We start from the raw sequence: 13,499 nt of genomic DNA, 5'->3' as shown, positions 1-13,499 counted from the left end.
AGTTATAACCATCATACAAACTCATTACTCTATCTAGAGTCGTTTCATGATTCATATTAATTGCCACCTTTTTGCTGGACAATTTGAGAAATTCCCAACAAACTATCTTTAGATTCATTACTACGCTGGATTAATACCGTCCATATTACATTTTGTGTATCTTTTGAATCACCTTTTTGATAGGTGATAATAATCGGCACCTGCAAGCGCCAACTATACGCCCCATTTACAATTCCCTTTTGAATAACGACTGGCGCATCAGCAACAGTTGCCCTAGAAATATATTGATCATTCTTTACTTTCTCAATAATCACTTTAAATGCTTTTAAATATTGATTCCAACCGTATTGAGTAAAGTATTTTCTTTTCCCTTCAGTTTGATTTCTATAATTTAAAAAATCTAATGTATTAATATTAACAACGGCATTAGAGAGCCAATTAATAACATAAGCATCATTTTCAACCGGGTTAGAGAGTGATTGTAGTTTAATCAGGCGGCCACTATCAGTTACAGCAAAATAACTCGGCTTAGGTTTAGTATTAATTGAAACAATTAAAAATATCAATATCACCAAATTGATCATTATTGAAATCAATAACGTTAAAGCCACTCTTCTAAAATTATCTCGGTAAAAATCATTTCTAAGTTTTACCTGATTTAGTGCCTGTGAACTCAAGTTACTACTCCTTAATGAGCCTAGACTATGCTTTATAACAATAGAGAATAAGATCATTTGCTAATCACGTTCCCAGCATACTGATAGGAATAAAGGGATGTTACTTACAATTTATCATCAAATTGCTACCTTATGTTAAATTAACGTAAATAATCTTACGCGGCTGGTTTATTTAAATAGTTACGAGCTCTAATAGTAAAAGACAATTAAGTCAATAAAATCTATATGATACGGCATTCCTGTGAAAGCATAAATTTTACAGTGTTTCCACCTAGATTCTGCCTTCGGGGGGATGACAAACACGGAGCATTATAATTATTTGAAATACCAATCATTAAAGGTAATGATACTTATAACTTGCTTGAATAAAAAGTAATTTTTATAGATCAATAATGATACTCCTCGTATCAAGTTATGAGGTATCTAACGCGCTAAACTCAAACTACAGCAGTCTTAACTGCCCCTGATGTAAAGATGCAACATCTTTGGTTACAAACATAATTTTTTAAGATCTTTTCATCTTCGCGCTTTCCAACGGTGCTAGCAAAATTAGCACCGATTACGTCAAAAATGCACATGATCATCATCTCAATCAATCTTTAACAAGTTTATTTTACAGCATTTTTCTATTTCTAGACAAAGATTGTTCAAGTAGCTATCAACCTCATTATTAAAAACTACACGTCAATATTTTGGTGGGAAAACGACATGATAAATTCAGATTAAAACATTGTAGCTTTTATCTATCAAACTGCTTTCACTCACCTTTATAATCTAACGCAGACGAAGCAAGCTTCAGGAAATCAGATCTTCAGAGATTGGCTTTAAGAATTATATAGCGTTTATTTTAATATTAATTAGTATTAAAAATTATATTTAAATAAATTATAAGAATGTGCAACTTTTATACCGAATTTTATTATGATATTATCAGCTATTTTCAACGAAATTATCACATAAATAAAGTTACATCATGAAATTAGCATAAAGTCGTGGTACTCTGTCTACAGCTGCATAGCGCACTCTACGAATAAATTTTAACATCCTTAACAAATAATCAAAAATTTTATTTGTTTTTTTATTATTATTTTATTACATAAATGCTCTATTTATATAAAGAAGAACCATTTTATAGTTATAGAGAGATACGCTATGGGTAAGTTATTTTCTGACGCTAGACAACAAGATGCTGCTATCGCGCTTGCTGCTACAGGGCTGGTAATGGGCGTGGCGGCATATATTAAATCAGGGATAGATGCAGCTGAGGCTGCAGTCGCAGAAGAGCTTCTGGGTATTTTTAATCAAACACTAGGCAAAGTTGGGTTTCCTGCTCCCTTTAAGCTCGAAGGAGAAAGCAAGGATGAAATACACATTCCTCGAGAACTAGAGAGTTTTAGTTTCGAAGCCCTTCGATATAAAGATCTCTATAGTAGAAGGTTATACGAACTCTCTGAAACCTTACGTAGATATGCTGATAGTCGTGATTCAAAAGGAGATACCATAGATAAGATGGTATCTTACTTGCTATATATAATAGTATCTCCAAACGGCCTCGTGAACCTAAAAGGAACTGCTGCCGATATAAAGAAACTGGACGCTCTTGCCGACTTTTGTGACTCATTTGCTACAAGCAGCGGTGCAAACAGCAGAGGATCTTACATGAAGCAAGTTGCAGACATACTGCCAACAGAGAAAGATGAGGATCCCAAGAAAGTAAATCTGCGACAGATACTTAAGGCTAAAGGCCAATCTGCAGGTTCAGATGACGATTTTGAAAGCTTAGAGTCTGCCTCCAGAATGCTTGCGGACAGTGCTATGCGCCTAGGGGTAATGGGCGTCACTCCCTTTAAACTTCACCCACTTGTTGGGACTGCCCCTCAATCACTTATAAGTGAAAATGCACTTCGTGAAAGGGTAACAAAAGAAAAGCATTGGTGGAATCGAGATGAGCCGGCCATCTTGATACCACCAGAGAGTGGTCAATATACATGTCACTTTCTACCTCCACTTAGAGAAGCTGCACGTATATTACATGACGAAGGTACTCCTAGTACGTGCGACTTTTTTAACCCAACTGAGGAAGAAATAAGTCGATTGGCAAGGTACTCGGCATTTAAAGACAATCCCGCTAATACAGTTTCATATGACAGTGAACTGGGTAAAGTTACAAGCAAAGATCTCACCTATGAGGAACGCAAAAAAAATGGCTGCTGGCTATGCAGCCATGGTGAAATTGTCTCAAATTACAAATGAAATGGTTAAGCTATCCCGTGCAATGTACGCACATATACGTGCAGAAACAGCAGCGACTGCAGCACCATTTTCCCTTACGAGTTCTCTAACAACAAAAACAATATTAGAAAGATTCTATCTAGTAATGGAGCAACTTAAAAAAGAAGCTGATCGAATATATAATGAAGAAGCTTCGCCTCTAATCATGCACCTTGAACACAATAGAAGAAAAAGTCGTAAGACGCAACCAGCCTATGATATGGCCACTGATGTCAAGACAGCTAAAGAAGGTTTAGACGAAGCGTATCGTAGTGTTCAAAAGTATAGAAAAATGAGTGAGTTTCAACAAGCGCGTGCTAGGTCAGAACAGACTGTTGAAAAAATGAATCAACAAGTTGATGAGGTTGCTAAAAAATACCCCTTTATTGATGAAGGCGCACTGCCTGAGTTCAAATACAGCAGAAATCCAAATTATGACGGAATAAATAGAGATTTATCAGGAAAACTACAAGACTTGGCAGACCGCTACAATGCCGAAGAGTTTAAAGCACTCGCAATGCAGATGTTTGCGGATTTACTCACTGATGAAGATTCAAGACTCCAATTTAATGTCCGTAGTAGTGATGACTTAGTACGATTACGAGGTATTGCAGAAGAGTTTATTCCACGAGTTGCACAGGAATTATCAACAAAGAGACCACAATCTACAAACCCTTTCGATCTCCCGGTTGTAGGTCCAGGTGATCAGGAACGTGAATCTTCTGCGGCTGTTTCTGCAGGTGACAGAGATTGGATAGGAGAAGATAACCCTGAACAGCATTCTGACACAAGGCATCATGCAGAGGATTTTTTGAGAACAGCCAGACTCTATGCCGCGCAAGTAGAAGAAACTCAACAAGGAAGTGTAACAGTCTCACAACTACTAGAGGAATTAAATAGAGTAAAAGAAGAAAATCATCAATATAGAGTCGCTGCAAGAGCCAACGAAGTAACAGTTGAGGGACTTCAACGGAAAGCAGCTGCTCATGTAGCTAAGGCTGAAGACCTACAAGAAAGGATTGATGAATTAGAAGCAAAAGTTGCTGCAATCAGTGAAAGTCTAGATGCCTCTCAAGCCGAACTAGAAGCGGCAAGAATATCTCATGAGACATCAAGTGGCACAGTAGCTGAAAACTTTGAAAAACTCAAACAGATGGTGATCGGCCGGTCTCAGAAAATAGAAAAAGACAATGCCTCTATTGTTGATGAATTATATGAGCTAGCACGAAGTGTTCCAGATCAAGCAAAATTTGACAAGTTCTCTCAGAGAATGGTCCAGCTCCACAAAGAACAAGTAGATTTTTTAGATTTCCTTAAAAAGGAGCTTGAGAAAGCAGCAGAACATCATAAACACAATTCGGAAGAAGTAACAGGTCTTATCGCAAAAGCTTCAGTCCAGGTTGATTTGGCCAATGCAAGGCTAAGAGAAGTTCAAGAAAAATTAGATGACATGCGTGAACAGGTTGTAACGCTAACTCGTGACTTAGAGGATGCACGCGCAACCATTAGAGACTTGCAAGCTCAAATTGCTGCTATGAACCCACCCCCACCCTCTCAAGATCAATCTCAGGAGGCAACAAGTAAAGAAAGCCACCTAACCTTTCGAGCCAAAGGAGGTAGCTCTGTCGAAGTAGATAGTGTTCTAACAGACCCCATCGATAACATAACAAGAACCAGGAACCTTATTAAAATTATAGAAACTACTCTGAAAGAAGTAGAAGCTAAAGAAGGCTCTGAAAATAAAAGAAAATATCTGAGGGATCTAGTAGATCAACTAAAAGCCCACAACAAGACAAAAATGAGTGACGACCAATTCAAAAAGTATTTGAAATCAGCCCTAGGAATAGCCTGTCAAAATAGAAGTGGGAGAGGGCGGAAGAAAGAAACTAATACCGGCCATAAAATGATAGAACTTATAAATAATGAAGAAAAATACCCAAATATTCGAACAGTTATTCCAGGGACAGGAAAAATCGATTTTAAAAATGATATTCTAAAAGGCTTTTTAAAGATAGAGGCTAAATACTTAGAATCAAGCCGGATCGAAAGCGCAAACCTAAGAAGCGGTAATGATAAAGGCAATCTCTTTTATGCTGAATTTGCGGCAGCTGATCAGCCGTCATCTGGCCATGCTCGAGAAGCATCTCTTTAGCTTTGACCGACACTCTTAAATATGGTTGTTATCAAAACAGCCATATTTTCATTCTATTATTAACTCTTTATGATGAAAATAATAAATCCATATCACATGTAATTCAACAGGCAAAAAGCAGCCACAGTCAAAAAAATAAGCTTTCCTGTGTACCAACCTGGTTCCACAAAAAGCCCTAATAGCCTTAGCCCGACCACTGTATTTCTTGATTCTGCAAATCGCAACTCGTCTAATAATCCTTATAACGGCGAACTAAATATGTAATCGAGAACTGCTCTTTGCAGCCTTGCACTCCAGCCCAAACAGCTTTCTATTTGGGCTGGAAAAAATCAATTAATCTGTAATCAACTCCAATCCAAGATGACTTTACCCGTCTGGCCGGATAACATCGCATCAAAACCTTGTTGGAAATCATCAATATGAAAGTGGTGAGTAATAACTGGGCTTAAATCTAAACCACTTTGCAGCATGCTGGTCATTTTATACCAGGTTTCAAACATTTCGCGGCCATAAATGCCCTTAATATGGAGACCTTTAAAGATGACATGATTCCAATCAATCGCCATCTCCCCTGGAGGAATACCGAGCAATGCAATCCGCCCGCCATGATTCATCGCTTCTAACATCTGACCAAAAGCCTGACCATTACCTGACATTTCCAGGCCGACATCAAAGCCTTCAGTCATTTTCAGCTCTTTCATGACTTCGGCTAATGACTCACGCGCAACATTAACAATGCGTGTTGCCCCCATCTTTTGGGCTAAGTCTAGGCGATAGTCGTTCACATCGGTAATCACAACATGACGAGCGCCGACATGACGCGCAATGGCCGCTGCCATCACTCCAATAGGCCCAGCCCCTGTGATTAAAACATCTTCACCAACCATCTCAAAGGATAAGGCGGTATGAGTCGCATTCCCATACGGATCAAAAATCGCTGCGACATCATCGCTGATTTCATCCGGTAATTTAAAGGCATTAACGGCTGGAATCGCCAGATATTCTGCAAAAGCCCCGCTCTATTTACGCCAACACCGACGGTATTACGACACAAATGACGGCGACCGGCACGACAATTACGACAATGCCCACAGGTAATATGGCCTTCTCCTGAAACACGATCACCCACCTCAAAACCCTGAACTTCACTGCCAACTTCGACAATTTCACCGACATATTCATGGCCCACATGCATCGGCACAGGAATCGTCTGGCTAGCCCAGTGGTCCCAGTTATAAATATGAATATCTGTCCCACAAATTGCTGTTTTTTTTAAATTTTCAATTAAAACATCATTGTGACCGACGTCAGGTCGATCAATATCCACCATCCACAAACCAGTCTCCGGCTTCATTTTCGCAAGTGCTTTCATCAGTATCACCCTCTCAAAAAATTAGGGCTAAAAAGCCCTAATTAATCTTAACCATCACACCATTAATTAATGCTGATTATTATTTTAATATATTCACACAAGGCATTTTTACTACTTAATCGCGCCAAATTTACGCCCAGCACGACCAAAAGCTTCAATCGCATGATCAATTTGCTCAGGTGTGTGCGCCGCTGACATCTGTGTACGAATCCGTGCTTTGCCTTTAGGCACCACAGGGAAAGAAAAAGCGATCACATAAATGCCTTCACTGAGTAATTCTTGCGCAATATCGCTGGCCAATTTCGCATCATAAAGCATCACCGGAATAATCGGGTGCTCACCTGGAATCAAGTCAAAGCCTTGCTCTTGCATGCCGGCTCTAAAACGTTGACTGTTCTCACGTAAGGTTGCCAAACGCTGTTTACCCTCTGGGCTTTGTAATAGCTTTAAGACATCAACAGAAGCTGAGCTAATCACAGGCGCTAAGGCATTAGAGAATAGATAAGGGCGCGAGCGCTGACGCAGCCATTCGATCACTTCTTTTTTGACCCGCAGTGTAGCCCCCTGATGCACCACCGAGTGCTTTACCCAAGGTTCCTGTGATAATATCGACACGATCAACCACACCACAATGCTCAGGCGTGCCTGCACCATTCTCCCCCATAAAGCCAACGGCATGAGAGTCATCAACCATGACAATCGCATTGTACTTCTCAGCTAAATCACAAATACCTTGCAAGTTTGCAATAATGCCATCCATAGAGAAAACACCGTCAGTTGCAATCATCTTAACTTTAGCGCCTTTCTCATCGGCGGCTTGTAATTGCTTTTCTAAATCTTGCATATCATTGTTTTTATAACGAAAACGTGCTGCTTTACACAGACGCACACCATCGATGATACTCGCATGGTTTAACTCGTCGCTGATGATGGCATCTTCAGGACCTAATACCGTTTCAAAAAGACCCGCGTTCGCATCAAAGCATGAAGAATAAAGGATAGAGTCTTCTTTGTTTAAAAACTTCGCAATTTCTTGCTCTAAGTCCTTATGTACCGTTTGTGTGCCGCAAATAAAACGAACAGAGGCCATGCCATAGCCGTGCTGAGCTAATGCATCTTGCCCTGCTTTGATCAATCCTGGATGATTAGCTAAGCCCAAGTAGTTATTCGCACAGAAATTCACCACTTTTTGGCCCGTAGTAATACTGATATCTGAGCTTTGCTGACTATTGATCACACGCTCTGGCTTGTAATAGCCTGTTTCTTTCAGTGTTTCTATTTCTTTCGATAAATTTTGTAAAAACTTGGCTTCTATCATTGCTTTTCCTAAATCCTATAAAATCTTCGCTCACCATAACGAAATATGTGGCATTTGTCATCATACATTACAAACGAATTAATTTACCATGTCCCATCACTGCTAGCCAAACTTACACACAACTGAAAATCAATAAGCTAAGTTGCTATAGATCCCTCTCCCATTAAACGCTAGATTGACGCTGAAATTTAAAGAGGAGAACACAATGAAACTAATCAGACTTCTAGCAATGACATTAACAGGGTGTGCGATTGCAACAGCCTCCATCGCGTCCGATACTCCACCCCCGCTTCAAGGAACTCAATGCCAAGTCGGTCAACAATGCACAATGTCTAATGGCATGGCTTACTTTGAAATTAGTGCTAGCAGGAAATCTTATGGTCTCTATACATGCCAAATCATCTCTGGTGATAAAAGTAATACTCATGTCGTTACTGTGAGCACAGGCAAAGATGCTCAAAACCTATACTTAGCTCGTGTTGGTACACGTAAGTTTAGGCTATATATCCAAGAAAAAGCTCCCATATTTAGGAGATATAACGGAGTTGGAGAATTAAAATTTGTTGGCACTTCAAGTGATGCTATTTGGTGCAAGAAAAATTTCAAAATTCAGAATGATCAATAAGTAAAGCTTCGCGCCTCTTATCTTAGGGGCGTTATTTGCCCTTTTCATTTATAACATTCAATTAAATCAATATAATAATTCTATACAATAGATTCTATATAAAAACACTATAAATAAACTAACTCACTGTTAGTTCAATGAAAATGTAAATCATGTTATTTATACATAACAATACATTAATCCGTTACACCGCCTGTTAAACGCCCAATTATACAAATAGCTTCTATACTTCTGTTATTGGGGAGGGCCTGCTATGCCAGATATACTCGCAAGTGTTGATGCTAGAACACAACTCGTTGGTCGTAACCGTTTAGAAATATTACTATTTCACCTTGATGATCAACTATTTGGCATTAATGTTTTTAAGATCCGCGAGGTCATTAACGTCCCCTCACTCACCCAGCTGCCAAATTCACATGAGTCGGTTATTGGCGCAACCAGCATTCGTGGCACAACCATGCCTGTCATCGACCTCAACAAAGCCGTAAATGATGAATATACCTATGACCTTGATGATAAGGTACTGATAATTACCGAATACAACCGCAGCGTTCAAGGTTTAGTTGTTTATGGGGTAGAGCATATTGTTAACGCCTCTTGGGAAAGTATCGTTCCCCCACCCCCTGCAACAGGACGAGACCATTATATTACTGGCGTGGCTAAAGGCTTATCACAAGTCGAAGATCGCTTGGTTGAGCTCCTTGATGTTGAACGCGTCCTCGGTGATATTAATGATATGGAAGCGGATTTTAATGTCGACAGTGTCGATGATTTGGACGAGATCATTAAAAAAGTTGCCCATAAATACACGGTGTTAGTCGCCGATGATTCAACACTTGCTCGCCGTCACGTTAAGCGCACTCTTGACCAAATTGGTGTTAACGTTATTATGACTGACGATGGACAACATGCCTTGGACATTCTAGAGCATGACATTCCTCGTACCGCCGGCGATGTCAGTCGTAAATATTTAATGCTGATTTCTGATGTTGAGATGCCTGAAATGGATGGCTATTCACTCATAAAAAAATGTCGTGAACATCCAGGTTTAAAGAATCTTTTTATCATGCTCAACACTTCCATTACCAGCGTTTTTAATGAGGCTGACTCGAAAGAAGTCGGTTGTAATGAGTTTGTTGGTAAAATTAACCCTCAAAAAATTTACGATACTGTCAAAGAACAGATTCAAGTACGCATCAACAAAGCCGCAAATAAATAACAGTATTATACCTTTAGTGGTATACTCTCCTGATATTATTTATTAACATACTACCAGTCAGGAAGCGCTTTGATGAAATACCAACATACCGATATCCATCAACAAATATTAGACTTTCCTCCAGGTAAAGTTGTTTGTGTCGGTCGCAACTACGTCGACCATATTCGCGAGCTTAAAAATACCATCCCAACCTCTCCTCTACTTTTTATCAAGCCAGCATCCTCGATTATTAATCTAACAACGCCAATACAGTGGCCTAAAGAATACGGCGCTTGCCATTATGAGTTAGAGCTAGCTCTATTAATAACCCAGACAATTTCCAAAGCAAAGCCTCAGGATATCCAGTTAAATCAATTTTATTACGGCCTCGCCATTGATTTAACCTTGCGCGATTTACAAAGCCAACTGAAAGAAAAGGGGCACCCTTGGGAAAAAGCCAAGGCATTCGATGGTTCTTGTGTACTTAGCCCTTTTATTCACAGCCAAGAAATAAAGCAACTCGATAATATCGAATTTAAACTGTCTATCAATAATGAACTACGTCAGCATGGCTTTACACAGCAAATGATTACAGCCATCCCCAAGCTCATTACCGAAGCCAGTCGCTTTTTCACGTTAGAGCCAGGTGATGTACTACTCACAGGGACGCCTGCCGGTGTTGGGCCACTCAATCCAGGAGATAGGCTTGATTTTAGCTTAAATGATTATCGCTTTAGTGACACCGCCACAGTGATGTTATAACTAATACAGTTCTTCGTGTAAGACAGGAGCCATTGCAAGGGTTAAAGCCTCTATATAGCAGCTTTCCCTGCTCGCATGCCCATTGGTTAACAAGCCAATTGCTCCGCCTTGTTGTTTAATATTTTTCGTATTAAACAACCGATCCATCACATGCCCTAATTCTTCACCAGCAATTAACGCCTGGTAAATCACTTTTGGCAATGGCAAATTAGCACTGCGGCCGATCGATCGACCTTCTTGATTGGCAATAACCACATAGGCAAAAGTCGCAGGGCCATATTCAAAACAATCAACCCCTCCTTCCATCGCCACATAGAAATCAGCCTCAACTTGCTCTTTACAAAAGTTAACCCGGTTGATCGCCCCAATACGCGTTTCATCTTCCGTCATCGGCTGATCAGCGACCTGCGAAGGTGCATGCAGTCCTTCACAAGCTATGATGCTTTCAGGATATAATTCAATCATTACAGCTTTAACCGCATTGATTTTTACAGGGTTTTGCGAACCGACAATCACTTTAACGAGATCTTTTTTCATTTATTTCTAGCACGCTGTTATCTAAGACAAATTGATTCTAGCATATTTATCAAAGCAGCATGAAAAAAATAAAGTTTTTAACTGTTAATTAGTTATTGCTAAGTTCAGAGCCTATTCGCTTTCGATCATCCTTTAAATTATTATAAAATGGCGTAACACAAGGGCTTTTCCATAAATACTGCTTAACTATTTTTCCTAAATCTTTGCTTGCGCCACCCAGCACCAATTTTAACCACTTATCAATAGCGCCATTTTTTCCTTTTCTCTGGAGCAAGTAATTGCTCATTTTCTCCATAAACTCATCACTACAGTCATCAAGGCTCATTTTAGAAATACTAGAGTCATTTAAAAGACCAGGTTGAGAAATAATAGCATCAGCAAGATGCATAAAATCTTTATCACCCACCTGCTGCCACATATCCTGTGGATCTAAGAAAGCTCTCAGCGCATGTTTGGGAGTTTGATAAACGAGGCTTAAAAAATCATAATCATACTCACAAGTTTTATACACCTCTATCATGCCATTCATGGCGATAGTCTGTAAATCATCGAGGTATACCATAGAGTACTCCCCGACAAATTTATAGACAGCTCTAAAAGCAGCATCAAACTCTTTAAGATCACCATCTTCAAGCATTTCATGTAATGTATCAACAATAACACCTTCACCTTGCTCTTTTGCATTTAATTCCTTTAATAGCTCAAGCACTTGGTCAGAATTCTCAGCATTTTCCAACTCATCAAAAAAACTGCTTTTATATTTCATATTCCCTCCATAGACTATAAAAATAAACATGCAAATACAGTTATATACTAAAACAAGAAAAAATATAATTGAAAATTATAAATAATATCTATGCAATCATTTAATTACCTACAAAAATTTAATCTCATCGTAGCAAGTATAACTAGAATCAAACAAAGCGACATATGATAAATTTTAATAGAGTCCCAAGATAGCTTCTTTAAAAGGGGCTAAATAGCGATTTAATGCCACCCCTACAAAATAGTGATTGACTTGTTTTAATCAGTAAAAAATAACCAATTAACGAATAATTTTCTGTTAACATTAATTCTCTAACATAGCATTAACATTATTATCAACTTTAGAAGATACCTCTTTACTATTTTTCTTCATCGTTTCATAAAATGGTGTGATACAAGGTTTTAGCCATAGATATTCCTTTACAACTTCATTAAGGTCTATGCCTAATTTAAGCCATTTGTCCACTGCACCAACCTGCCCTTTTCGTTCTTTTAAATATTTATCCATTTTTTTTATAAATTCAGGGCTACATTTATCAAAACTAACTTTTAAAACAGCAGAGTTTTTTAATAAATCTTTCTGAGAAATAATTGCATCAGCAAGGTGCATAAAATCAGTATCTGAAAAATGAGTACAGTCATTACTTTTATCTAAAAAATCAAGCAATGCTGCCTTGGGTGATTTAAAACAGAGGCAAAAAAATTCATATTTATATTCTCCTGCTTTAAAAGCAAACATCATTCCTATCATCGCCATCTCTTCCAAATCATCTCTGTGCACCGTACTAAAGTTAGATTGATACTTGCAGACAGCTTTAAGTGACACATCAAACTCTTTGAAATCACCATCAGAAATCATTTTTCGAAGTGTACCCATAACAGTACCATAGTAATTAGTTCTCTTTACCTTCAAATCATCTAACAAGTCGAAAACTTCATTTTCATTTTCAGCATTTGACATTTTGCTAATAAAGTTACTTTTGTATTTCATGGCCCTCTCCTTAGGCAAAATCTCATTGAGCTGTATATAAACAAGCGTTATCTAGTTACTAGATATATATCAAACGACATAAGAATTATATGTAAAAATATATAAATTATTTATGCAATTATTTTATAAAGCACTTTCGCCAATATTTCCCTTAGAAGCAACATACTATTGCTGAGGTTTTTATTGGTACTTTTTATAAAGTTTAATAAAACCACCTAACATAATTAAAACCACAACATAAAACATTAAAATAAAGATAATATTTTTATTTGACTAATTATTTTCTATATATAAACTCACAAATAAATAAAAAATATTAATATTTTAAACTTATACTTAAATTAATTAAAAATAAAAATGATCTCTATATTCCACTTAATTTTACAGTAATCAAACTTTAACTTAGCCTTTACTAAGCACTAAATCACAGTTAATCCAGCTGCCGTATAACTAGAACTGTACTCACTAACAACCACAGAGGTAAGTCTCCATGAAAAAGTCTACACTCATCAAAGCAACACTCGCAGCAACAACATTAGCCTTAACTCTAGGCAGTTTAAGTGCCTATGCTAGCTCAAACGCAGATAAACCACAGTCATCACACAAACAAACAGTGAGCTATAGTAATCAAAACAGTCAAGGTGATGACCAGCAAAATCAATATCAAACTAACTCTGACCACGCCACAGACCAAGCAAAAACTGTTGCTTATTCAAATGCGGATAACAATAGTAATGATAAAAACCAAACTTATGCTAACGACAGTAACGATGGTGCTACTCAGCAAGCAAATTGACTCGCAAGCTCACAAGATTTAATAAGCAATTTAGC

The 13,499-nt window shown here is 38.2% G+C and carries 10 protein-coding genes and 2 pseudogenes; 6 read left to right on the top strand and 6 right to left on the bottom strand.

Features of this window, described 5'->3' with window-relative positions:
• Positions 1 to 56: 56 nt before the first annotated feature.
• Positions 57 to 677 carry a type IVB secretion system apparatus protein IcmL/DotI gene (locus BGC07_RS19475; RefSeq protein WP_235603122.1) on the bottom strand — a complete coding sequence of 207 codons (621 nt, stop codon included), beginning with the start codon at positions 675 to 677 and terminating at the stop codon, positions 57 to 59.
• Positions 678 to 1,829: 1,152 nt separating this feature from the next.
• Here BGC07_RS19475 and BGC07_RS11590 point away from each other — a divergent pair.
• A complete protein-coding gene (locus BGC07_RS11590; RefSeq protein WP_069313244.1) occupies positions 1,830 to 2,930 on the top strand; it encodes a hypothetical protein in 1,101 nt (366 codons plus the stop codon).
• Complete coding sequence (locus tag BGC07_RS11585) at positions 2,881 to 5,100, top strand: coiled-coil domain-containing protein (RefSeq protein ID WP_139121683.1); 2,220 nt, start codon at positions 2,881 to 2,883, stop codon at positions 5,098 to 5,100. The genes BGC07_RS11590 and BGC07_RS11585 overlap by 50 nt, the downstream gene beginning before the upstream one ends.
• Before the next feature lie 344 nt (positions 5,101 to 5,444).
• Here the strand turns inward: BGC07_RS11585 and tdh are convergent.
• Both tdh and BGC07_RS11575 read right to left on the bottom strand, forming a co-directional pair.
• Positions 5,445 to 6,472: pseudogene (gene tdh / locus BGC07_RS11580) on the bottom strand (L-threonine 3-dehydrogenase).
• A 111-nt stretch (positions 6,473 to 6,583) separates the two neighbouring features.
• A pseudogene (locus BGC07_RS11575) lies at positions 6,584 to 7,787 on the bottom strand (glycine C-acetyltransferase).
• A 208-nt stretch (positions 7,788 to 7,995) separates the two neighbouring features.
• Here BGC07_RS11575 and BGC07_RS11570 point away from each other — a divergent pair.
• The 3 genes from BGC07_RS11570 (at position 7,996) to BGC07_RS11560 (ending at position 10,375) form a co-directional block, all read left to right on the top strand.
• On the top strand, positions 7,996 to 8,415 hold the full coding sequence (locus BGC07_RS11570) for a hypothetical protein (protein ID WP_069313242.1): 420 nt from the start codon (positions 7,996 to 7,998) through the stop codon (positions 8,413 to 8,415).
• Positions 8,416 to 8,668: 253 nt separating this feature from the next.
• Positions 8,669 to 9,634: a chemotaxis protein gene (locus BGC07_RS11565; protein WP_069313241.1), complete on the top strand. Its 966-nt coding sequence runs from the start codon at positions 8,669 to 8,671 to the stop codon at positions 9,632 to 9,634.
• A gap of 72 nt (positions 9,635 to 9,706) precedes the next feature.
• On the top strand, positions 9,707 to 10,375 hold the full coding sequence (locus BGC07_RS11560; protein WP_069313240.1) for a fumarylacetoacetate hydrolase family protein: 669 nt from the start codon (positions 9,707 to 9,709) through the stop codon (positions 10,373 to 10,375).
• On the opposite strand, the gene yjjX is transcribed toward BGC07_RS11560, so the two are convergent.
• From yjjX to BGC07_RS11545, 3 genes are all read right to left on the bottom strand, one after another.
• Positions 10,376 to 10,912 carry an inosine/xanthosine triphosphatase gene (gene yjjX / locus BGC07_RS11555; RefSeq protein ID WP_069313239.1) on the bottom strand — a complete coding sequence of 179 codons (537 nt, stop codon included), beginning with the start codon at positions 10,910 to 10,912 and terminating at the stop codon, positions 10,376 to 10,378.
• A gap of 88 nt (positions 10,913 to 11,000) precedes the next feature.
• Positions 11,001 to 11,678: a hypothetical protein gene (locus tag BGC07_RS11550; protein WP_069313238.1), complete on the bottom strand. Its 678-nt coding sequence runs from the start codon at positions 11,676 to 11,678 to the stop codon at positions 11,001 to 11,003.
• A gap of 303 nt (positions 11,679 to 11,981) precedes the next feature.
• Complete coding sequence (locus BGC07_RS11545; protein ID WP_069313237.1) at positions 11,982 to 12,668, bottom strand: hypothetical protein; 687 nt, start codon at positions 12,666 to 12,668, stop codon at positions 11,982 to 11,984.
• Positions 12,669 to 13,158: 490 nt separating this feature from the next.
• On the opposite strand from BGC07_RS11545, the gene BGC07_RS11540 reads away from it, so the two are divergent.
• Positions 13,159 to 13,464 carry a hypothetical protein gene (locus BGC07_RS11540; RefSeq protein ID WP_069313236.1) on the top strand — a complete coding sequence of 102 codons (306 nt, stop codon included), beginning with the start codon at positions 13,159 to 13,161 and terminating at the stop codon, positions 13,462 to 13,464.
• The last annotated feature ends 35 nt before the right edge of the window (positions 13,465 to 13,499 follow it).

Source organism: Piscirickettsia litoralis, assembly GCF_001720395.1.
GTDB lineage: Bacteria > Pseudomonadota > Gammaproteobacteria > Piscirickettsiales > Piscirickettsiaceae > Piscirickettsia > Piscirickettsia litoralis.
This window is presented reverse-complemented; position numbering and strand designations above follow the sequence as displayed.

Excerpts from the sequence above, each read along its gene's own strand:
- BGC07_RS11590 (WP_069313244.1), top strand. The coding sequence starts at position 1,830 with ATGGGTAAGTTATTTTCTGACGCTAGACAACAAGATGCTGCTATCGCG.
- BGC07_RS11585 (WP_139121683.1), top strand. The coding sequence starts at position 2,881 with ATGGCTGCTGGCTATGCAGCCATGGTGAAATTGTCTCAAATTACAAAT.
- BGC07_RS11570 (WP_069313242.1), top strand. The coding sequence starts at position 7,996 with ATGAAACTAATCAGACTTCTAGCAATGACATTAACAGGGTGTGCGATT.
- BGC07_RS11565 (WP_069313241.1), top strand. The coding sequence starts at position 8,669 with ATGCCAGATATACTCGCAAGTGTTGATGCTAGAACACAACTCGTTGGT.
- BGC07_RS11560 (WP_069313240.1), top strand. The coding sequence starts at position 9,707 with ATGAAATACCAACATACCGATATCCATCAACAAATATTAGACTTTCCT.
- yjjX (WP_069313239.1), bottom strand. The coding sequence starts at position 10,912 with ATGAAAAAAGATCTCGTTAAAGTGATTGTCGGTTCGCAAAACCCTGTA.
- BGC07_RS11550 (WP_069313238.1), bottom strand. The coding sequence starts at position 11,678 with ATGAAATATAAAAGCAGTTTTTTTGATGAGTTGGAAAATGCTGAGAAT.
- BGC07_RS11545 (WP_069313237.1), bottom strand. The coding sequence starts at position 12,668 with ATGAAATACAAAAGTAACTTTATTAGCAAAATGTCAAATGCTGAAAAT.
- BGC07_RS11540 (WP_069313236.1), top strand. The coding sequence starts at position 13,159 with ATGAAAAAGTCTACACTCATCAAAGCAACACTCGCAGCAACAACATTA.